16 protein-coding genes and 1 riboswitch are annotated in these 19,343 nt (G+C 73.5%); of the genes, 13 read left to right on the top strand and 3 right to left on the bottom strand.

All coding sequences use genetic code 11. The features are described from left to right. Positions 1-161 precede the first annotated feature (161 nt). Positions 162-881, top strand: a complete 720-nt coding sequence (locus LE548_RS05160; RefSeq protein ID WP_225095400.1) for a bifunctional 2-polyprenyl-6-hydroxyphenol methylase/3-demethylubiquinol 3-O-methyltransferase UbiG — start codon at positions 162-164, stop codon at positions 879-881. Positions 882-1,196: 315 nt separating this feature from the next. Here the strand turns inward: LE548_RS05160 and LE548_RS05155 are convergent, their stop codons facing one another. Next, the gene (locus LE548_RS05155) at positions 1,197-2,306 is read right to left on the bottom strand and encodes a HoxN/HupN/NixA family nickel/cobalt transporter (RefSeq protein WP_225095399.1); all 1,110 of its coding nucleotides are present in this window, start codon (positions 2,304-2,306) and stop codon (positions 1,197-1,199) included. Positions 2,307-2,332: 26 nt separating this feature from the next. Continuing rightward, positions 2,333-2,524, bottom strand: a riboswitch (cobalamin riboswitch). Positions 2,525-2,604: 80 nt separating this feature from the next. Here LE548_RS05155 and LE548_RS05150 point away from each other — a divergent pair. From LE548_RS05150 to LE548_RS05120, 7 genes are all read left to right on the top strand, one after another. Continuing rightward, a complete protein-coding gene (locus LE548_RS05150; protein WP_225095398.1) occupies positions 2,605-2,991 on the top strand; it encodes a metalloregulator ArsR/SmtB family transcription factor in 387 nt (128 codons plus the stop codon). 212 nt (positions 2,992-3,203) lie between these two features. After that, positions 3,204-4,037 (top strand): M55 family metallopeptidase, encoded by an 834-nt coding sequence (locus LE548_RS05145; protein ID WP_225095397.1) that lies wholly within the window; start codon positions 3,204-3,206, stop codon positions 4,035-4,037. Further along, positions 4,030-5,358, top strand: coding sequence for a M20/M25/M40 family metallo-hydrolase (locus LE548_RS05140; RefSeq protein WP_225095396.1), 1,329 nt, complete (start codon positions 4,030-4,032; stop codon positions 5,356-5,358). The genes LE548_RS05145 and LE548_RS05140 overlap by 8 nt, the downstream gene beginning before the upstream one ends. A gap of 48 nt (positions 5,359-5,406) precedes the next feature. Further along, the gene (locus tag LE548_RS05135; protein ID WP_225095395.1) at positions 5,407-7,362 is read left to right on the top strand and encodes a prolyl oligopeptidase family serine peptidase; all 1,956 of its coding nucleotides are present in this window, start codon (positions 5,407-5,409) and stop codon (positions 7,360-7,362) included. A 23-nt stretch (positions 7,363-7,385) separates the two neighbouring features. After that, complete coding sequence (locus LE548_RS05130; protein ID WP_225095442.1) at positions 7,386-8,318, top strand: LD-carboxypeptidase; 933 nt, start codon at positions 7,386-7,388, stop codon at positions 8,316-8,318. 125 nt (positions 8,319-8,443) lie between these two features. Then, positions 8,444-8,995, top strand: coding sequence for a GNAT family N-acetyltransferase (locus LE548_RS05125; protein ID WP_225095394.1), 552 nt, complete (start codon positions 8,444-8,446; stop codon positions 8,993-8,995). 99 nt (positions 8,996-9,094) lie between these two features. After that, entirely contained in the window at positions 9,095-11,056 is a 1,962-nt protein-coding gene (locus LE548_RS05120) for a DUF5107 domain-containing protein (protein WP_225095393.1), read from the top strand. A gap of 69 nt (positions 11,057-11,125) precedes the next feature. Here the strand turns inward: LE548_RS05120 and LE548_RS05115 are convergent, their stop codons facing one another. Next, positions 11,126-11,476 (bottom strand): VOC family protein, encoded by a 351-nt coding sequence (locus LE548_RS05115; RefSeq protein ID WP_225095392.1) that lies wholly within the window; start codon positions 11,474-11,476, stop codon positions 11,126-11,128. 150 nt (positions 11,477-11,626) lie between these two features. On the opposite strand from LE548_RS05115, the gene LE548_RS05110 reads away from it, so the two are divergent. Then, positions 11,627-13,477: a transketolase gene (locus tag LE548_RS05110; RefSeq protein WP_225095391.1), complete on the top strand. Its 1,851-nt coding sequence runs from the start codon at positions 11,627-11,629 to the stop codon at positions 13,475-13,477. Between the two features lie 169 nt (positions 13,478-13,646). Continuing rightward, positions 13,647-14,333: a GvpL/GvpF family gas vesicle protein gene (locus tag LE548_RS05105; RefSeq protein WP_225095390.1), complete on the top strand. Its 687-nt coding sequence runs from the start codon at positions 13,647-13,649 to the stop codon at positions 14,331-14,333. A gap of 21 nt (positions 14,334-14,354) precedes the next feature. Here the strand turns inward: LE548_RS05105 and LE548_RS05100 are convergent, their stop codons facing one another. Next, a complete protein-coding gene (locus tag LE548_RS05100; protein ID WP_225095389.1) occupies positions 14,355-15,179 on the bottom strand; it encodes a class I SAM-dependent methyltransferase in 825 nt (274 codons plus the stop codon). Between the two features lie 212 nt (positions 15,180-15,391). Between LE548_RS05100 and LE548_RS05095 the strand changes: the two genes are divergently transcribed. From LE548_RS05095 to LE548_RS05085, 3 genes are all read left to right on the top strand, one after another. Further along, entirely contained in the window at positions 15,392-16,075 is a 684-nt protein-coding gene (locus LE548_RS05095; RefSeq protein WP_225095388.1) for a histidine phosphatase family protein, read from the top strand. A gap of 183 nt (positions 16,076-16,258) precedes the next feature. Beyond that, positions 16,259-17,878 carry an ABC-F family ATP-binding cassette domain-containing protein gene (locus tag LE548_RS05090; protein WP_225095387.1) on the top strand — a complete coding sequence of 540 codons (1,620 nt, stop codon included), beginning with the start codon at positions 16,259-16,261 and terminating at the stop codon, positions 17,876-17,878. Between the two features lie 81 nt (positions 17,879-17,959). Then, positions 17,960-18,289, top strand: coding sequence for a DUF6158 family protein (locus tag LE548_RS05085; RefSeq protein ID WP_374116020.1), 330 nt, complete (start codon positions 17,960-17,962; stop codon positions 18,287-18,289). Positions 18,290-19,343: the final 1,054 nt, after the last annotated feature.

The following is a 19,343-nucleotide window of genomic DNA, read 5'->3' as shown; positions in this document are numbered from 1 at the left end:
GCGGGCGTCACGCACGGGGCCGCGTGGGGTGCGCGCCCTGTCTGCGCACGCCCCCGGCCTGTCAGGCGCCCGTACATCTCGTGAAGGTGGGCGCTCGCATCTTGCCCTGGCCTGGGCCTCCGCGATATCCCGATCACGGAACCGAACCGTGGGGAGAGCGCATGAACGTCTCGGACAACTACCGCAACGCCTGGGAAGGTTACTGGAGCGAGACCTCGGACGAGGCGGGCGAAGCGATCTGGGACTGCGATCCCGCCCTCTCCGCCGAGCCGCACAGCGCCCTGCTGCTGCCTCACGCCGATGCGGAGCGCACCATCGTCGACCTCGGCTGCGGCAACGGCACCACGACCCGCTATCTCGCCACCCGGTTCGCCCGCGCCGTCGGCGTCGACCTCTCGCACGCCGCCGTCGAGCACGCGCGCCGCGCCACGCCCGGCGACACCGTGGAGTTCCAGCAGCTCGACCTCACCGACGCGGGCGCCGTCCGTGCCCTGCACGAGCAGCTCGGCGACGCCCACGTCTATATGCGGGCCGTCATCCATCAGAGTGAACCGGAGGCGCGGCACGCGGTCGCCGCCGCCGTCGCCGAGATCATCGGCGGCGCGGGGCGCGCGTTCGTCGTCGAACTCACCTCCGGCTCCCGGGACGTGCTGAGGCGTGCCGCGTCCCAGCCGGGCGGCCCGGGGCCCAAGCTCCAGCGCGTCTTCCAGCACGGGCTCAAGCCCGCCGACGCCGACGACGAGGAGATCCCGAAGCTGCTCGCCGCGGCCGGCCTGAGGGTCCTCGCCGAGGGCGAGACGACCCTGCCGCAGACCGAACACCTCGTGGACGGCACCCGCATCGACCTGCCGGCCCGCTGGTTCGTCCTCGCCGGGAAGTAGCCGGACAGAAGGACCCGGCAGGCGCGCGGGCCCCGCACCGTCTCACCCGGGGGTGCGCAGGGGGCCCGAGCCTCCCGCCCGTGCGCTCGTCGCGGTCATGCTCCGCCCACGTGAGCCGGGCGGCCCCAAGGTTCTCGGTCCATGGAGAACGGGGACGAGATCGTCACCGACCGCCGTCCGACGGAACCGTGATGTGCTGGGACCTCCCGGGCTGACGGCCGTCGACCGTACGGCGGTGGCGGACCACGAGACGCGGCTGACGGCCTACGCGCAGCAGGCCCTGGCCCAGGTCCCGGTGGCACCGCCTCGTAGGAGTCAGCCGGTCTCCGTGGTGCGGGCGCTCCAGCGCTCCTCGACCTTGGCCAGGCGCCAGTAGGCGATGGCCATGACCCAGACGACGACGAACAGGCCGACGATGACGTAGCCGACGTTGTCCAGGTTCAGGCCCGCGATCCAGCCGGTGACGCCATCGCTCAGGCCGAGCTTGTCATGCAGGACGCCGACCAGCTCGATCGTGCCGACGAAGAAGGCGACGGCGATGGACAGACCGGTGATGGTGAGGTTGTAGAACACCTTGCGGACGGGGTTCGAGAAGGCCCACTGGTAGGCGAAGTTCATGAAGGTGCCGTCGAGGGTGTCGAACAGGCTCATGCCGGCGGCGAAGAGCAGGGGCAGACACAGGACCGCGTACCAGGGCAGACCGGCGGCCGCGCCGTTGCCGGCCAGGGCGAGCAGCAGCACCTCGGTCGAGGTGTCGAAGCCGATCCCGAAGAGGAAGCCCAGCGGGAACATCTGGCCGGGGCGGCGGACGGACTTGGTGAGCCGGCCCAGGATGCGGTTCATGAAGCCGCGCGAGTCCAGGTGCGCCTCCAGCTCGGCCTCGTCGTACTGCCCGGCGCGCATGGCCTTGAAGACGCGGGCGATGCCGAACAGCGCCACGAGGTTGAGGGCGGCGATGAGGTACAGGAAACCGCCGGAGACCGTGGTGCCGACGGTGCCGAGGACCTGGTGGGTCCGGGAGCCGTCGTTCATCAGGGTGCCGGCGAGCTTCGCGCCTCCCGCGACCAGGGCGGCCATGACGACCACCACGCTGGAGTGCCCGAGCGCGAACCAGAAGCCCACCGACACCGGCCGTTCGCCGTCGGCCATCAGCTTGCGGGTGGTGTTGTCGATCGCGGCGATGTGGTCGGCGTCGAAGGCGTGCCGCATGCCGAGGGTGTAGGCGGTGATGCCGAGGCCGACCCCGAACGCCTTGGTGCCGACCTCATAGTGATGCGGGATCACCAGAACGAAGAGGATCCCGAAGGCCACCACATGCAGAGCGACGATCACGGCCAGCAGGCCCGCGGTTCGGACGGTGTCCTCGCGCCGCCAGCGGAAGGACGTGGTGGCGGCGGTTTCGGGCACGCCTGAGGACACGGTCATTCGGTCACGCTCCAGCACCTCGTGGATCAGCTTCGTGATGCCGTGGCCGGTCTCCTGGCTGATGGGTCGACGCGCCCGCCCCTGCCTTCCCGGCCGCGAGGCCAGTGGCAATGCGTGGGGCGGAAACTTCCCGATCACAGTGGCGAGGGCCGCTCCGGACTGAGCCCCCTGAGGGGCCGTCACCGGTCTTCCCGAACACCACGGCCCGCCCACCCTAGAGTGCCGCGGTCAAGGGCTGCAAGACTGCACAACTATGCAGGTGTGACGACCGGAACGGTGCGGCTGGGATGATGAGGCCATGCATCTCGTCCCCGCGGAACGTGCCGGGCAGCGCACCATCGACGGCCACCGGGTCTGCGATGCGATCGCCGCCGTCGGCGAGCCCGAGCGCGTACGTGCCTGGGCCGATCGCTTCTCCCTGCTCTCCGACCCCGGACGCCTCTCCCTGCTGCTCGCCCTCCACGAGGCCGGCCCCATCGCCGTCTCGGACCTCGCCGTCGCCACCGGGATGCGGGACACCGCCGTCTCCCAGGCGCTCCGCCTGCTGCGCGCCGCGGGTGTCGTCGAGGGCGAGAAGGAGGGCAGGATCGTGCGCTACCGGCTCGTCGACGGCCCGGTTTCCGCACTGCTGGAACACTGCGCGCCCTCCCACGACACGGGCGCCGCGGGCACGCCGCCCCACTAGAAGGTGCTGCGGCCGGCCGATGCGGTCGAGTGGGGGTGGCCGACGGCATCGACGGTGCTCCTGGCAGCACTCCGCAGTGGTCCAGCTCGCCGAGGTGGCGCCGCTCGTCCGCCAGGTCCGCAGGCTCCGCCGGACAGGTACCTCCCGTGTCTCCTGAGTCGGGATCTCCGCCTCGTAGGAAGTTCCCCCGTCGGCGCGTAACGTGACGCACCATGAAGATCCTGATCAGTGCCGACATGGAAGGTGCCACCGGGGTGACGTGGCCGGCGGATGTGCTGCCGGGGACGCCGCAGTGGGAGCGGTGCCGGGCGATGTTCACCTCGGACGTGAACGCCGCCGCGGAGGGCTTCTTCGACGGCGGCGCCGATCAGGTGCTCGTCAACGAGGCCCACTGGACCATGCGGAATCTGCTGCTGGAGCGGCTCGACGAGCGGGTCGAGATGCTCACCGGCCGGCACAAGGCGCTGTCCATGGTGGATGGCGTGCAGCACGGGGACGTCGACGGCATCGCCTTCGTCGGCTACCACGCCGGCGCCGGCATGGAGGGCGTCCTCGCCCACACCTACCTCGCCAACCAGATCACCGGCGTGTGGCTGAACGACGCCCGCGCCAGCGAGGGTCTGCTCAACGCGCACGTCGTCGCCGAGTACGGCGTCCCCGTCGTCCTCGTCACCGGCGACGACGTGGCCTGCGAGGACGCGCTCGGGTACGCCCCCGAGGCGCTGAAGGTCGCCGTCAAGGACCATGTGTCGCGGTACGCGGCGGTGTGCCGGACCCCGGCCCGCACCGCCGCCGACATCCGCGCCGCCGCGAAGGAGGCCGCCCGGCTCGCGGTGCGCCACGCACCCGTCGAGGCCGGGCCGTTCACCGTCGCCGTCGAGTTCGACGCCGAGCATCTGGCGATGGCCGCCACCGTCGTCCCGGGGGTCGCCCGCATCGGGGAGCGGAAGGTGGCGTACACCAGCGCCACCATGTACGAGGGGATCAGGACGTTCAAGGCGGTCACCACGATCGTCTCCGCCGCCGTGGAGGAGCAGTATGGCTGACCAGCACACCGACCGGCAGACCGACCTTCAGGCGCTGGACGAGGTCGTGGAGTTCACCTCCGGTCTGATCCGCATCGACACCACCAACCGGGGCGGCGGGGACTGCCGGGAGCGGCCCGCCGCCGAGTACGCCGCCGAACGGCTGGCCGGCGCGGGCCTGGAACCGCTGCTGCTGGAGCGCACACCGGGCCGCACCAACGTCGTCGCCCGGATCGAGGGCACCGACCCCGCCGCCGACGCGCTGCTCGTCCACGGCCATCTCGACGTGGTGCCGGCCGAGGCCGCCGACTGGAGCGTGCACCCCTTCTCCGGGGAGATCCGCGACGGGGTGGTGTGGGGCCGCGGCGCCGTCGACATGAAGAACATGGACGCGATGATCCTCGCCGTCGTGCGTGCCTGGGCCCGGCTGGGCGTACGGCCCCGCCGGGACATCGTCATCGCCTTCACCGCCGACGAGGAGGCCAGCGCCGAGGACGGCTCCGGGTTCCTCGCCGACCACCACCCGGAGCTGTTCGAGGGCTGCACCGAGGGCATCAGCGAGTCCGGAGCCTTCACCTTCCACGACGGCGCCGGCCGGCAGCTCTACCCGATCGGCGCCGGGGAGCGGGGCACCGGCTGGGTGAAACTCACCGCGCGCGGCCGGGCCGGGCACGGCTCCAAGGTGAACGAGGACAACGCGGTCACCCGGCTCGCCGCCGCCGTCGCGCGCATCGGCGAGCACGAATGGCGGATCCGGCTCACCCCGACGGTGCGGGCCGCACTCACCGAACTCGCCGCCCTGTACGGCATCGAGCCCGACTTCCGGGACGTGGACCGGCTGCTGGAGAAGCTCGGCCCGGCGGCCGCGCTGGTCGAGGCAACCCTGCGCAACAGCGCCAACCCGACCATGCTGGAAGCCGGTTACAAGATCAACGTCATCCCCGGCGAAGCGGTCGCCTACGTCGACGGGCGCTATCTGCCGGGCGGCGAGGAGGAGTTCACCACCACCCTCGATCAGCTCACCGGCCCGGACGTGAGCTGGGAGTTCGCGCACCGCGAGGTGGCCCTGCAGGCGCCGGTGGAATCCCCCACCTACGCCCGGATGCGGGCCGCCGTCGAAGAGTTCGCACCGGACGGGCATGTGGTGCCGTACTGCATGTCGGGCGGCACGGACGCCAAGCAGTTCTCCCGGCTCGGCATCACCGGTTACGGCTTCGCCCCGCTGAAGCTGCCCGAGGATCTCGACTACCAGGCGCTGTTCCACGGCGTGGACGAGCGGGTGCCCGTCGAGGCGCTGCACTTCGGCGTCCGCGTCCTCGACCGCTTCCTGCGCACGGCCTAGGGCAGCCTTTCGAGCCGCTCAAGAAGCCGAGAAGGAGGGCACACACACGTGCTGACGTCGCCGTACGGAACGTGGCCGTCACCCGTCGACGCGGCGCTGGCCGCCGCGCACGACGGACAGCCGGACTGGGTGGGCTTCGTCGGGGACGAGGTGTGGTGGACCGACCCCCGGCCCGCCGAGGGCGGCCGCCGGGCACTGGTGCGGCGCACGGCCGAGGGCACGGAGGAGACGGTGCTGTCCGCGCCGTGGAACGTGGCCAACCGGGTCGTCGAGTACGGTGGCCGCCCCTGGACCGGGGCGGTGCCGGCCGGCCGGCCGCTGATCGTCTTCACCCACTTCGCCGACCAGCGGCTGTACCGGTACGAACCCGGCGGCGAGCCGCGCCCGCTGACCCCGCTGTCCGCGGTCGGCGCGGGACTGCGCTGGGCCGACCCGCACCTGCACCTCGCCCGCGGTGAAGTGTGGTGCGTGCTGGAGGAGTTCACCGGGGACGGCCCCGGCGACGTCCGGCGCGTCCTGGCCGCCGTACCGCTGGACGGCTCCGCCGCCGAGGACCGCTCCGCGGTGCGCGAACTCACCGACGGCCGCCACCGGTTCGTCACCGGCCCCCGCCTCTCACCCGACGGCCGCCGGGCCGCCTGGCTCGCCTGGGACCATCCGCGGATGCCGTGGGAGGGGACGGAGCTGCTCGTCGGCGAGATCGGTGTCGACGGAATACTGCATGCCGTACGCACGGTCGCCGGCGGGCCGCACGAGGCGATCGCGCAGACCGAATGGTCTGCCGAAGGCAGTCTTCTGTACACCAGCGACCGCAGCGGCTGGTGGAACCTCTACCGGGACGACGGCACCCCGCTCTGCCCCCGCGAGGAGGAGTTCGCCGGGCCGCTGTGGCGGCCCGGACTGCGCTGGTTCGCACCGCTGGACAGCGGGCTGATCGCGGTCGTACACGGCAGGGGGCCGACCGTACTCGGGATACTGGATCCCGTCTCCGGCGAGATCGGCGACGTCGCCGGACCGTGGACCGAGTTCGCCGGCACGCTCGCCGCTCGCGGCAGCCGGGTCGTCGCGGTCGGCGCCGGCCCGCGCACCGCCCACGAGGTGGTCGAGCTGGACACCGGCACCGGCCGGGCCCGCGCCGTCGGCGCCCGGCACCGGGACGCCGTCGACCCCGCCTACTACCCGCAGCCCCGCACCCGCACCTTCACCGGCCCCGGCGGCCGCGAGGTGCACGCCCACGTCCACCCGCCGCACCACCCCGCCCGCATCGCACCCGACGGCGAGGCGCCGCCGTACGTCATCTGGGCGCACGGCGGGCCCACCAGCCGGGTGCCGCTCGTCCTCGACCTGACCATCGCCTACTTCACCTCGCGGGGCATCGGGGTCGCCGAGGTGAACTACGGCGGCTCCACCGGATACGGACGCGCCTACCGGGAGCGGCTGCGCGGGCAGTGGGGTGTGGTCGACGTCGAGGACTGCGCGGCCGTCGCCCGCGCCCTCGCCGAGGAGGGCACCGCCGACCCCGCCCGGCTCGCCATCCGCGGCGGCAGCGCCGGCGGCTGGACCGCCGCAGCCTCCCTGACCACCACCGACGTCTACGCCTGCGGGACCATCGTCTACCCCGTCCTTGACCTCGCCACCTGGGGACCGGGGGAGACCCACGACTTCGAGTCCCGCTACCTGGAGTCGCTCATCGGGCCCCTCGCCGAGGTGCCGGCCCGGTACACCGAGCGCTCGCCGACCACCCACGCCGGCCGGCTCACCGTGCCGTTCCTGCTGCTCCAGGGCCTGGACGACGTGATCTGCCCGCCGGCCCAGTGCGAACGCTTCCTCGCCCGGATCCAGGGCCGGGGCGTGCCGCACGCCTACCTGACCTTCCCCGGCGAGGGCCACGGGTTCCGGCGGGCCGAGACGATGGTGCGTGCGCTGGAGGCGGAACTGTCCTTGTACGCTCAGGTGTTCGGACTGGACGTGCCCGACGTCCCGAGACTGGAGCTGCACCCGTGAAGGACGCGAGGGACGTGAAGCACGTGAAGGACGCGAAGGCACTGACCCGGCCGAAGCGGCTGGCCCCCGGCGCCCGCGTCGCCGTCGTCGCCACCAGCGGGCCGGTGCCCGAGGAGCGGCTCCAGGCCGGGCTCGACGTGCTGCGCGGCTGGGACCTCGACCCGGTCGTCGCCCCCCATGTCCTCGACCGGCACGGCGAGTTCGGCTACCTCGCCGGCACCGACGCCGACCGCGCGGCCGACCTCCAGAACGCCTGGTGCGACCCCACCGTGGACGCCGTCCTGTGCGCCCGCGGCGGATACGGCGTACAGCGGATGATCGACCTGCTCGACTGGGAGGCGATGCGGGCGGCCGGGCCCAAGGTCCTCGTCGGCTTCAGCGACATCACCGTCCTGCACGAGGCCTTCGCCGCCCGCCTCGGCCTCGCCACCCTGTACGGGCCGATGGCGGCCGGCGTCGACTTCATCAAGAACGCCCGCGCACAGGACCATCTGCGGGCCACCCTCTTCGCCCCGGAGACCGTCCGCACCATCACCTCCGGCGGCACGGCCCTCGTACCCGGCCGCGCCCGCGGCATCACTCTCGGCGGCTGTCTGGCCCTGCTCGCCACCGAACGCGGCACCCCGCACGCCCGCCCCTCGGCGGCCGGCGGGCTGCTGTGCCTGGAAGACGTCGGCGAGACCGCGTACCAGCTGGACCGCTACCTCACCCAGCTCCTGCGCTCCGGCTGGCTGGAGGGCGTGCGCGGGATCCTGCTCGGCTCCTGGGAGAGCTGCGGCGACTACGCCACACTGCGGCCGATGTTCGCCGACCGGCTCGGCGGGCTCGGCGTGCCGGTGGTGGAGGAGTTCGGTTTCGGCCACTGCGCCGGCGCCCTGACCATTCCCTTCGGCGTCCCCGCCGAACTCGACGCGGATTCCGGCACGTTGACTCTGGACGAGCCCGCCCTGCGCTGACCCGCCCCGGCGTCCCGGACCGGGGTGGGTGCCGGCCGTGCACCCCCGCCGTCCGTGCCGTGCACCCCCGCCGTCCGGGCGGAATCCCGCGGACGGCGCGGGCGGTGACGTCGTACCCTGGCCGGATGCCGCACACCGCACCCCACTGGCTCGCCGAGGGCCCCCGCGTGGCCATCCGCCACTTCACCCCCGAGGACGGTCCCGAGTTCACGGCCCGTGCCCGCGAGAGCAAGGATCTGCACCGGCCGTGGCTGTTCCCGCCGGACACCGACGAGGCCTACGCCGCCTATGCCGGCCGGCTGATCGAGGACCCCACCAAGGCCGGCTTCCTGGTGTGCGAGAAGGACAGCGGGGACATCGCCGGATTCATCAACATCAACAACATCGTCCGGGGCGGCTTCCAGTGCGGCGCCCTCGGCTACGGCGCCTTCGCGCACGCCGCCGGACGCGGCCTGATGCGCGAGGGCCTCGACCTGGTCGTCGGGTACGCCTTCGGACCACTGGGCCTGCACCGGCTGGAGATCAACGTCCAGCCCGAGAACGCCGCCTCCGTCGCGCTGGCCCGAGGCGGCGGCTTCCGCCTGGAGGGCTTCTCGCCCGCCATGATCTACATCGACGGCGCCTGGCGCGACCACGAACGCTGGGCACTGACCGCGGAGATGCGTAACCCCGGCTGACCGGTCCCTGCTCGCGGACGCGGTCGTGGAGGCTTTTGCGCAATCCTGACCCGTACCTCCCCTGGCCGACTCACCGCACGCCGGGTTCCATGGGGACTCGTGACGAGGATCCGACGTGAGGTACTGACCCTGCCCGCCGCGCAGCTGGGCCCGGACAACCCGCTGCCCCCGCTGCACCCCCTCGACGAGGTCCACCGCATCGACGACCGGGACCGGGACGGCATGCCCCGGGACATGGCCCGCCAGGTCGGTCACGAGCCCCTGCACAGCCTGCTCCCGGTCCGGGTCCGCGACGGCTACGGCAGAACCCGTGAACCCCGCGCCCTCGACACCCTGGTGATCGAGAACGACCGGCTGCGCGCCACCGTCCTGCCCGGCCTCGGCGGCCGGATCGTCTCCCTGCTCCACCTGCCCACCGGACGCGAACTCCTGTACCGCAACCCGGTGTTCCAGCCCGCCGACTTCGCCCTCAACGGCGCCTGGTACTCCGGCGGCATCGAGTGGAACATCGGCGCCACCGGCCACACCACCCTGTCCTGCGCCCCCCTGCACGCGGCCTGCGTCCCGGCTCCCGACGGCGGTCAGATGCTGCGCCTGTGGGAGTGGGAGCGGCTGCGTGACCTGCCCTTCCAGGTCGACCTGTGGCTGCCCGACGGCTCCGACTTCCTCTACGCCGGTGTCCGCGTCCGCAACCCGCACGAACGGCCCGTGCCCACCTACTGGTGGTCCAACATCGCCGTACCCGAGGAACGCAGGATCCTCGCCCCGGCCGAGCAGGCCTGGCATTTCGGCTACGAGCGCCGGCTGCGCCGGGTGCCCGTCCCGTCGTACGACGGCGTCGACCGCAGCCACCCCCTCAACAGCCCGTACGCCGCCGACTACTTCTACGACGTCCCCGACGGCCGGCGCCGCTGGATCGCCGCTCTCGACGCCGACGGGCACGGGCTGGCGCAGACCTCCACCGACACCCTGCGCGGCCGCAAGCTCTTCGTGTGGGGCCATCTGCCCGGCGGCCGGCGCTGGCAGGAGTGGCTGACCGAGCCGGGCACCGGCGGCTACTGCGAGATCCAGGCCGGCCTCGCCCGCACCCAGCTCGAACACGTCCGGCTGGACGCGGAGAGCGAGGTGTCCTGGCTGGAGGCGTACGGTCCCCTCGACGCGCCGGGTGCGCCGGGCGCGGGGGAGTGGGCCCAGGTGGTCCAGGACGCCGAGGACCGGCTGGAGGCGGCCCTGCCCCGCGCCCGCGTCGAACAGGCCTACGCCGCCTGGCTGCCGTGCGCCGACACCGAACCCGGCGAGACCCTGGCCACCGGATCCGGCTGGGGCGCCCTGGAGGTGCTGCGCGCCGACTGGAAACTGCCCGGCACCCCGTTCCCCGAGTCCACCCTCGGCGAGGCCCAGGCACCCTGGCGGGAGCTGCTGCGCACCGGCTCGCTGCCCGAGCCGCGCCGGGTACGGCCGCCCGGCGAGACCCTCGTCGCCCCGCACTGGCGGGACATGCTGGAGACCGCGCCCGCCACCCCGCACACCGAGTACCACCTCGGCATCGCCCAGTGGCACGCCGGCGACCGCGCCCAGGCCGTCCGCAGCTGGGAACGCGCCCTCCAACTGGCCCCCTCCCGCTGGCCGTTGCTGCGCTGCCTGGCCGTCGCCGACCAGACCTCCGGCCACCACGAACGGGCCGCCGAACGCTACGCCGACGCCTTCGACGACCTGTGCCGGGAGCGGCGCGACGACGGCGCCGACTGGACCGCCGCCCAAGCCGCGCTCGGCCGCGAGACCCTTCAGGCCCTGCTGCGCCTAGGGCGCACGGCGGACGCCCGTGCCGTATGGGACCGCCTGCTGCCCGCCGTGCGCGAGCGCGGCCGCTTCCGGCTCCTCGACGCCGAGCTGCTGCTCGCCGAGGGCCGGCCCGACGCGGCGCGGGCCGTCCTCGACGCGGGTTTCGAGGTCGCCGACCTCCGGGAGGGCGAGGAGGCGATCGGCCGGCTGTGGGCGCGGCTCACCGACGAGCCGCTGCCCGCCCGCCACGACTTCCGGATGCGGCCGGAGCGGCCCTGAGCGGGCCGGTCCCTGAGCGGGGCGGGTTTCTGAGCGCGGCGGGTTCTGAGCGGCCCTGAGCGGGGCGGCTCAGGACCGCTGCTGGTCCACGTACTCGAAGACGGCGCCGTCCGGATGCATCGCCAGCAGATTGCGGCCGGCCGGCGTCGGCACCGGCCCGGCGAGGATCCGGGCGCCGAGGCCGGTCAGCACCTGGTGCGCCTCCTCGACGTCCTTCACCGCGATCGTCGCCGTCACCTTCCGCAGGATCTCCAGCTCCGCCTCCGGGCCGCTCATCAGCAGAAACGAGCCGATCGCGGCGACCTGCACCCCACCGCGCTCGAACCGTAGGGCTCTGCCGCCCGCCAGCCGCTCGTAGAACGGGACCGCGGCTTCGAGGTCGTCGACGCAGATGCGCAGCGAGGCGCCCAGAATCTCCATGGTCTTGAGCCTAGTTGGGGCGCCCCGGGAGGCACGAGGCCGCCCGCGTGACATGCCGTTCGGGTGACCCGCCGGAGGTTTACGTGCTCCGGCGCCGGTTACACGGAAAGCCTCCCGTGAGCCGACCCGCACCGACAGCCGTGGAGAAACATGAATACCGCCGAACTCACCGAACTGGGCCAGCAGTTGAGGGTGGACAGTGTGCGCGCCTCCGCCGCCGCGGGCTCCGGGCACCCCACTTCCTCGATGTCCGCGGCCGACCTGATGGCCGTCCTGCTGGCGCACCACCTGCGCTACGACTTCGAACGCCCCGAGCACCCCGCCAACGACCGCTTCGTGCTGTCCAAGGGCCACGCCTCACCCCTGCTGTACGCCGCGTACAAGGCGGCCGGCGCGATCGAGGACGGCGAACTGCTCACCTTCCGGGGGCTCGGCAGCCGGCTGGAGGGGCATCCCACGCCCCGGCGGCTGCCCTGGGTTGAGACGGCCACCGGATCCCTCGGTCAGGGCCTGCCCGTAGGGGTCGGCATCGCCCTGTCGGGCAAGCGGCTGGAGCGGACCGGCTACCGGGTGTGGGTGCTGTGCGGCGACAGCGAGCTGGCCGAGGGCTCGGTGTGGGAGGCCGCCGAGCACGCCGGGTACGAGCGGCTGGACAACCTGATCACGATCGTGGACGTCAACCGGCTCGGCCAGCGCGGCCCCACCCGGCACGGCCACGACCTGGACGCCTACGTCCACCGCTTCCAGGCCTTCGGCTGGCACACCATCGAGACCGACGGCCACGACGTCGACGCGATCGACCGGGCCTACGGGGAGGCCCGGTCCACCATCGGGCAGCCCGTGGTGATCCTCGCCCGCACCCTCAAGGGCAAGGGCGTGGCCGCCGTGGAGGACCGCGAGGGGCTCCACGGTAAACCGCTGCCGGACGCCGACCAGGCCGTCGCCGAACTCGGCGGCCCGCGTGACCTGCGCGTCCGGGTCGGCGAGCCGCAGGCCGCCGCCGCGCTGCGCGACCTGACCACCGAGGTGCTCCAGCTTCCGCGCTACGACGAGGGCGACAAGGTCGCGACGCGGGACGCCTTCGGCGCGGCCCTCGCCGCGCTCGGCACCGCCCGCGGCGATGTCGTCGCCCTCGACGGCGAGGTCGGCGACTCCACCCGCACCGAGGAGTTCGCCATGGCCCACCCCGAGCGGTTCTTCGAGTGCTACATCGCCGAGCAGCAGCTCGTCGCCGCCTGCGTCGGCCTGGCCACGCGCGGCTGGCTGCCGTACGCCTCGACGTTCGCCGCGTTCTTCACCCGCGCTCACGACTTCGTGCGCATGGCGTCCGTCAGCGGCTCCGGGATCAATCTGGTCGGCTCGCACGCCGGTGTCGCGATCGGGCAGGACGGGCCCTCCCAGATGGGCCTGGAGGACCTGGCCATGTTCCGCGCCGTGCACGGTTCGACCGTGCTGTACCCGTGCGACGCCAACCAGACCGCCCACCTGGTCGCGGCCATGGCCGGCCTCGACGGCATCCGCTATCTGCGCACCTCGCGCGGCGCGACCCCGGTGCTCTACGGCCCCGGCGAGGAGTTCCCGGTCGGCGGCAGCAGGACACTGCGGTCCGGTGAGGAGGACCGGCTGACGATCGTCGCGGCCGGGGTGACCGTGCCGGAGGCGCTGACGGCGGCCGACCGGCTCGCCGAGGACGGCATCCGGGTGCGCGTGATCGACCTGTACTCGGTCAAGCCCGTGGACGCCGGGACCCTGCGCCGGGCCGCCGAGGAGACCGGCTGCCTGATCACCGTCGAGGACCACCATCCCGAGGGCGGCCTCGGCGACGCCGTCGCGGAGGTCTTCGCCGACGGCCGCCCGGTGCCCCGGCTGGTCCGGCTCGCGGTCCGCACCATGCCGGGCTCGGCCGCCCCCGACCAGCAACTGCACGCGGCCGGCATCGACGCCGTGGGCATCGTCCAGGCCGCCAGACTGCTGGTGGAGGAGACGACGGCCGCACACTGAGCCGCGATCTGTGGCGCGGACGCGGCCGCCGGGTCAGGCTGGACCTGGACAGTTCCGCCGTACGACGGTGGAGCCGGACAGTTTCGCCGTACGACGGCGGCGAGGAACACTGTACGGAGCGAGGAGAACGGCAGGGGGCGGGTACGAGGTCGCGGCGGAAGGAGGCGCCATGTCCGGGCTGCGCTACGTCTACGCGGTCTGCCGCCCCTTCGGCACGCCCCTGCAGGCCCAGCTGACGGGCGTCGCGGGCGTGCCGCCGGGCCTGCTGCGCCACCGCGATCTGGTCGCGGTCGTCAGTACGGTCCCGGCGGCCGACTTCGGCGAGGAGGCACTGCAGGCGCATCTCCAGGATCCGGTGTGGTTCGCCGCCACGGCCCGTGCCCACCAGGGTGTGATCGCCGCGCTGACCACGGTCACCACGCCGCTGCCGTTGCGGCTCGCGACCGTCTGCGAGGACGACAGCATGGTGCGCACGATGCTGGAGATGCACGGGGACGCTTTCCGGCGCGTCCTGGACCGGCTGGAGGGCCGGGTGGAGTGGGGCGTGAAGGTGTACACGGAGCCCGCGCCCGCCGCCGCACCCGGAGCCGTCGCCACACCCGGCGAGGCGTTCGCCCGCTCCCTGCACGAGCGCCTGGCCGGACGGGCGGAGGACTGCCGCATCCATGCCCCGCAGACCTGCCCGGTGTCCGGCCCGGCAGTCCGGAACGTGCTCGACGCCGCCTACCTGGTGCCCCGAGCCGCCTGCGAGGAGTTCGTGGAACTGATCGACCGCACACCCGAGGAGCCGGGAGTCCGGGTGGAGCTCACCGGCCCCTGGGCCGCGTACTCCTTCACGGGCGAGGAACCCCGCTGACCGCAGGCCTGCCGGCTCCTGTCAGTCACGCTCCTTGCGGCACAGGATCTCCCCGTGCAGCACGGCGAACCAGCCGTCCTCGCGCCGGCCCCACTCCCGCCACGCCTCGGACACCGCCCGCAGCTGCTCCTCGGTCGCGTGCCCGCCCTGCGTGGCCCGGTCGGCGTAGGCCGAGGCCAGAGTGCGGTCCGCCCACAGGCCGCTCCACCAGGCCCGCTCCTCGGCCGTGGCGAACGTCCAGGTGCCGGTGGTGGCGGTGATGTCGGTCAGCCCGGCGGCCAGCGCCCAGGCCTTCAGCCGGCGTCCGGCGTCCGGCTCGCCGCCGTTGGCGCGGGCCACCCGCTCGTACAGGTCCAGCCAGTCGTCCAGGCCGGGCACCACCGGGTACCAGGTCATCGCCGCGTAGTCCGCGTCGCGTACGGCGATGTACCCGCCCGGCTTCGTCACGCGCCGCATCTCGCGCAGCGCCTGCACCGGGTCGCCGACGTGCTGGAGCACCTGGTGGGCGTGGACCACGCAGAAGGTGTCGTCCGGGTAGTCCAGGGCGTGGACGTCGGCGACCGCGAAGTCCACGTTGGCCAGTCCGCGCCCGGCGGCGGTGGCCCGGGCCTGCTCCAGGATGCCCGGCGCCGCGTCGACGCCGGTGACATGGCCGTCGGGGACCAGTTCCGCGAGGTCGGCGGTGATGGTGCCGGGGCCGCAGCCGATGTCCAGGATCTTCATGTGCGGCTTCAGCGAACCGAGCAGATAGGCCGCGGAGTTGGCGGCGGTCCGCCAGGTGTGCGAACGCAGCACCGACTCGTGGTGCCCGTGCGTGTAGACGGCGGTCTCCTGCGCTTTCGGCATGGTGTTCCCCTTCACCTCTGGTTCCGGCGGTGTACGCATCACCGTACGCGCGCATGCCGAATAATGAGACCGTCGTTTTGCATAATGGACTGACGTAACGTCAGAAACCTTGGCCGGCCGGGCATGCCGACAGGTGTGGTTACCCTGCAAGGGCCCGCTTTCCGGTGGGTGCGCGCGCCGGGCGCCCGACCGGCGTGAAGGGAGAACCCCGCATGCGTCTGCTCCTCGTCCGCCACGGTGAGACCCCGTCGAACGTGGACCACCTGCTGGACACCGCCGTGCCCGGACCGGGGCTGACCCCGCTCGGCGAGGTACAGGCCGCCGCACTGCCCGCGGCGCTCGCCGGCGAGGCCATCGAGGCTCTCTACGTCTCCACACTGCTGCGCACCCAGCTGACGGCCGCCCCGCTGGCCGCCGCCCGGGGCCTTGAGCCGATCGTCCGCGCCGGCATCCGCGAGCTGTCCGCCGGCGACCTGGAGATGCTGCCCGGGGACTCGCCGGGCGGCGTGCAGTACCTGCGCACGGTGTTCGCGTGGGCGGCCGGGGACACCACGCTGCGCGTGCCCGGCGGCGAGAGCGGCGACGAGGCCCTCGCCCGCTACGACGCCGTGATCGCCGAGGCCGCGGCCGGCGGCGCCGGCACCGTCGCCATGGTCAGCCACGGCGCCGCGATCCGCGTGTGGACCGCCGCACGCGCCGCCAACGTCGACGCCGCCTTCGTCGCCGCCCGCCCCCTGGACAACACCGGCGTCGTCATCCTGGAGGGCGCCCCGGCCGATGGCTGGAAAGTCCTGTCCTGGCAGGGCGCCGCGGTGGAACCGGCCGGAGAGCCCGGCCCGACGGGGGAAGCGCTCGACTCGGCGGGGTTCGACGCGGGACTCGACACGGCGGGATAGCGGGAGGGCGGGGGACCGGCCCGGGGCGCAGGCCCGTGCCGTGCGCCGGGTGCGAGCGTGTACCCGGCGCGGCTGTGTGCCCGCGAGGCAAGCCTGCCCGGGGACGAGCGTTTGCCGGGGACGAGCGTTTGCCGGGGATAAGCGTTTGCCCCGGGCCGAGGCCGCCCCGCAGAATGCCTGCCCATGGGACATCTGGAAGCCGCGCACCTTGAGTACCACCTCCCCGACGGGAGGACCCTGCTCGGGGACGTGTCCTTCCGGGTCGGCGAAGGCTCCGCCGTCGCCCTGGTCGGCCCGAACGGCGCCGGCAAGACCACTCTGCTCCGGCTGATCTCCGGCGAGCTGAAGCCGCACGGCGGCACCGTCACCGTCAGCGGCGGCCTCGGCGTGATGCGCCAGTTCGTGGGCTCCGTACGCGACGAAACGACCGTACGGGACCTGCTCGTGTCCGTCGCCCCGCCCCGCATCCGCGAGGCGGCGAGGGCGGTGGACGAGGCCGAGCACGCCGTCATGACCGTCGACGACGAGGCCGCCCAGATGCGGTACGCCCAGGCCCTCGCCGACTGGGCCGAGGCCCGCGGCTACGAGGCCGAGACCCTGTGGGACGTGTGCACCACCGCCGCCCTCGGCATGCCCTACGAACGCGCCCAGTGGCGCCAGGTGCGCACCCTCTCCGGCGGCGAGCAGAAACGCCTCGTGCTGGAGGCGCTGCTGCGCGGCACCGACGAAGTGCTCCTGCTCGACGAGCCGGACAACTACCTCGACGTGCCCGGCAAGCGCTGGCTGGAGGAGCAGCTGCGGCAGACCCGCAAGACGGTCCTGTTCGTCTCCCACGACCGCGAACTCCTCGCCCGCGCCGCCGAGAAGATCGTCTCCGTCGAGCCCGGTCCGGCCGGCGCCGACGCCTGGGTGCACGGCGGCGGCTTCGCCACCTACCACGACGCCCGCCGTGAACGTTTCGCCCGCTTCGAGGAGCTGCGCCGCCGCTGGGACGAGAAGCACGCCCAGCTGAAGAAGCTCGTCCTGAACCTCCGCCAGGCCGCCGCCGTCAGCCACGAGATGGCCTCCCGCTACGCCGCCGCACAGACCCGCTTGCGCAAGTTCGAGGAGGCCGGACCGCCGCCGGAGCCGCCTCGCGAGCAGGACATCACCATGCGCCTGAAGGGCGGCCGCACCGGCATCCGGGCCGTCACCTGCGAGGGACTCGAACTGACCGGCCTGATGCACCCCTTCGACCTGGAGGTCTTCTACGGCGAACGGGTCGCCGTCCTCGGCTCCAACGGCTCCGGCAAGTCGCACTTCCTCCGCCTCCTCGCCGGCGAGGACGTCGCGCACACCGGGACGTGGAAGCTCGGCGCACGGGTCGTACCCGGCCACTTCGCGCAGACCCACGCGCACCCCGAACTCCACGGCCGCACCCTCCTCGACATCCTGTGGAAGGAGCACGCCCAGGACCGCGGGGCGGCCATGTCCAGGCTGCGCCGCTACGAACTGACCCAGCAGGCCGAGCAGCCCTTCGACCGGCTCTCCGGCGGCCAGCAGGCCCGCTTCCAGATCCTGCTGCTGGAGCTCGCCGGCGCCACCGCGCTGCTGCTGGACGAGCCCACCGACAACCTCGACCTGGAGTCGGCCGAGGCCCTCCAGGAGGGCATGGAGGCCTTCGACGGCACGGTCCTCGCCGTCACCCACGACCGCTGGTTCGCCCGCTCCTTCGACCGCTACCTGGTCTTCGGCACCGACGGCCGCGTCCGCGAGACCCCGGAACCGGTCTGGGACGAACGCCGGGTGGAACGGGCCCGCTGAGCGCCCCGGAAGCCATCCGTCCGGGGCCGCCGGGCTCTCGCAAGGCCCCGGGCCGTGGATCTTCGTATGGTGGATGCAGGAATGCCGGCTCCATGGTTCCGCCCCGGACACACTCGGGGCCGGGACCACGGACAGGACGAGCGGGGCACCACCATGACCGGAGTCGACCCCAGCCGACTGGACGACCAGCAGCTCATGAAAGAGCTGGAGACGATCCACCGCACGCGCCACGACACCCTCCTGTACGGCTCGAACGACGCGCTGCGGGCACACAACGAGCGCATGGCGCAGCTGGAGGGCGAGTATCTGCGCCGCAACCCGCGCCGCCTGGTCAGCTCGGGCCGCACCCGCGAGGGCGCCCGCGAACGCGGCTGCGGCGAGGCAGCGACCCCCCGCGCATCCAGCACCTGACCGGCGCCCGCCTCCCAGTCCCGACCGGGGCCCGCCGCGCGGCTCTTCAGCGGCCGTCCGCTTCCCGGTCCCGACCGGGATCCGGGCCCGGCCCCCTGCCCGGCGTACATTCCCCGCCCCGGCTGTCACCCCGGGTACGCGCATGGGCCGGCACTCCCTGACGCTCCCCGGCACCGGCACCGGCACCGGCACCGGCACCGGCACCAGCGCCTGAGCCCGTCGTACCGCCTCCGTACCCCACGTCACCCGACCGGCCGTGCACGTCCCGCGAATGGGGTCCGGCCGCGCGCGGTACGGCCCCGTACGGGCTGAGATGGCTGCGAGGGCACACCCTGTGCCCCGGCCCCGTGCCCGGTACCCGTGGCGCCGCCCGGCAGTGCCGTCGTAGCGCGGCCCGGCCGAACCGCCGCAGCCCGTCGAGGAGCCCGCCCCATGCGCCGCACCGCCCGTGCCCTGTCCGCCGCCCTCGCCGCCGGTGCCGCGCTGCTGCTGGCCGGTCCCGCCGCCTCCGCGGCCCCTGCCGCCCTCGCCCTCCCCATGAGCTGCGACGCCGTCGGCGGAGCCGTACCCGGAGCCGTACCCGGAGCGGTCCAGGCCCCGCCGCCCCAGCTCTTCCCGGACGGCAAACCCTGCGGAGACAGCGACGCCGGCCGGTGCCGAGCGGGGGAGCAGTCCTGTCGGGACACCCCGGGCTGCCGGGCCGGCGAGGCCTGCCCCGACGGTTCCCCGTGCCGCGAGCCCGGACGGTGCCAGGGAGACGGACGAGAGTGCGCCGGAGCCGGAGCCGGAGCCGGAGCCGGAGCCGGAGCCGGGGTTGGGGTTGGGGGCGGGCCAGGAACCGGAGCCGGGGTTGCGGGCGGACCGGGAGCCGGGGTTGGGGGCGGGCCAGGAACCGGAGCCGGGATCGGACCAGGGGCCGGGGTTGGGGGCGGACCGGGAGCCGGGGTTGGGGTCGGACCAGGGGTCGGGGGCGGACCGGGAGCTGGTGGGGGAGCGTGTCCCGGTGGCCGGGGTTGTGCCGAACCCCGTGAACCGCAGCCCGGCGGCCGGTCCC

Origin of the sequence: Streptomyces sp. CoH27 (genome assembly GCF_020181035.1) — a bacterium.
In the GTDB taxonomy this organism is placed as follows: Bacteria; Actinomycetota; Actinomycetes; order Streptomycetales; family Streptomycetaceae; genus Streptomyces; species Streptomyces camelliae.
The sequence above is the reverse complement of the archived record's forward strand: the minus strand, read 5'-3'. Positions and strand labels throughout refer to the sequence as shown.

Excerpts from the sequence above, each read along its gene's own strand:
- LE548_RS05160 (WP_225095400.1), top strand. The coding sequence starts at position 162 with ATGAACGTCTCGGACAACTACCGCAACGCCTGGGAAGGTTACTGGAGC.
- LE548_RS05155 (WP_225095399.1), bottom strand. The coding sequence starts at position 2,306 with ATGACCGTGTCCTCAGGCGTGCCCGAAACCGCCGCCACCACGTCCTTC.
- LE548_RS05150 (WP_225095398.1), top strand. The coding sequence starts at position 2,605 with ATGCATCTCGTCCCCGCGGAACGTGCCGGGCAGCGCACCATCGACGGC.
- LE548_RS05145 (WP_225095397.1), top strand. The coding sequence starts at position 3,204 with ATGAAGATCCTGATCAGTGCCGACATGGAAGGTGCCACCGGGGTGACG.
- LE548_RS05140 (WP_225095396.1), top strand. The coding sequence starts at position 4,030 with ATGGCTGACCAGCACACCGACCGGCAGACCGACCTTCAGGCGCTGGAC.
- LE548_RS05125 (WP_225095394.1), top strand. The coding sequence starts at position 8,444 with ATGCCGCACACCGCACCCCACTGGCTCGCCGAGGGCCCCCGCGTGGCC.
- LE548_RS05115 (WP_225095392.1), bottom strand. The coding sequence starts at position 11,476 with ATGGAGATTCTGGGCGCCTCGCTGCGCATCTGCGTCGACGACCTCGAA.
- LE548_RS05110 (WP_225095391.1), top strand. The coding sequence starts at position 11,627 with ATGAATACCGCCGAACTCACCGAACTGGGCCAGCAGTTGAGGGTGGAC.
- LE548_RS05105 (WP_225095390.1), top strand. The coding sequence starts at position 13,647 with ATGTCCGGGCTGCGCTACGTCTACGCGGTCTGCCGCCCCTTCGGCACG.
- LE548_RS05100 (WP_225095389.1), bottom strand. The coding sequence starts at position 15,179 with ATGCCGAAAGCGCAGGAGACCGCCGTCTACACGCACGGGCACCACGAG.
- LE548_RS05095 (WP_225095388.1), top strand. The coding sequence starts at position 15,392 with ATGCGTCTGCTCCTCGTCCGCCACGGTGAGACCCCGTCGAACGTGGAC.
- LE548_RS05090 (WP_225095387.1), top strand. The coding sequence starts at position 16,259 with ATGGGACATCTGGAAGCCGCGCACCTTGAGTACCACCTCCCCGACGGG.
- LE548_RS05085 (WP_374116020.1), top strand. The coding sequence starts at position 17,960 with ATGCCGGCTCCATGGTTCCGCCCCGGACACACTCGGGGCCGGGACCAC.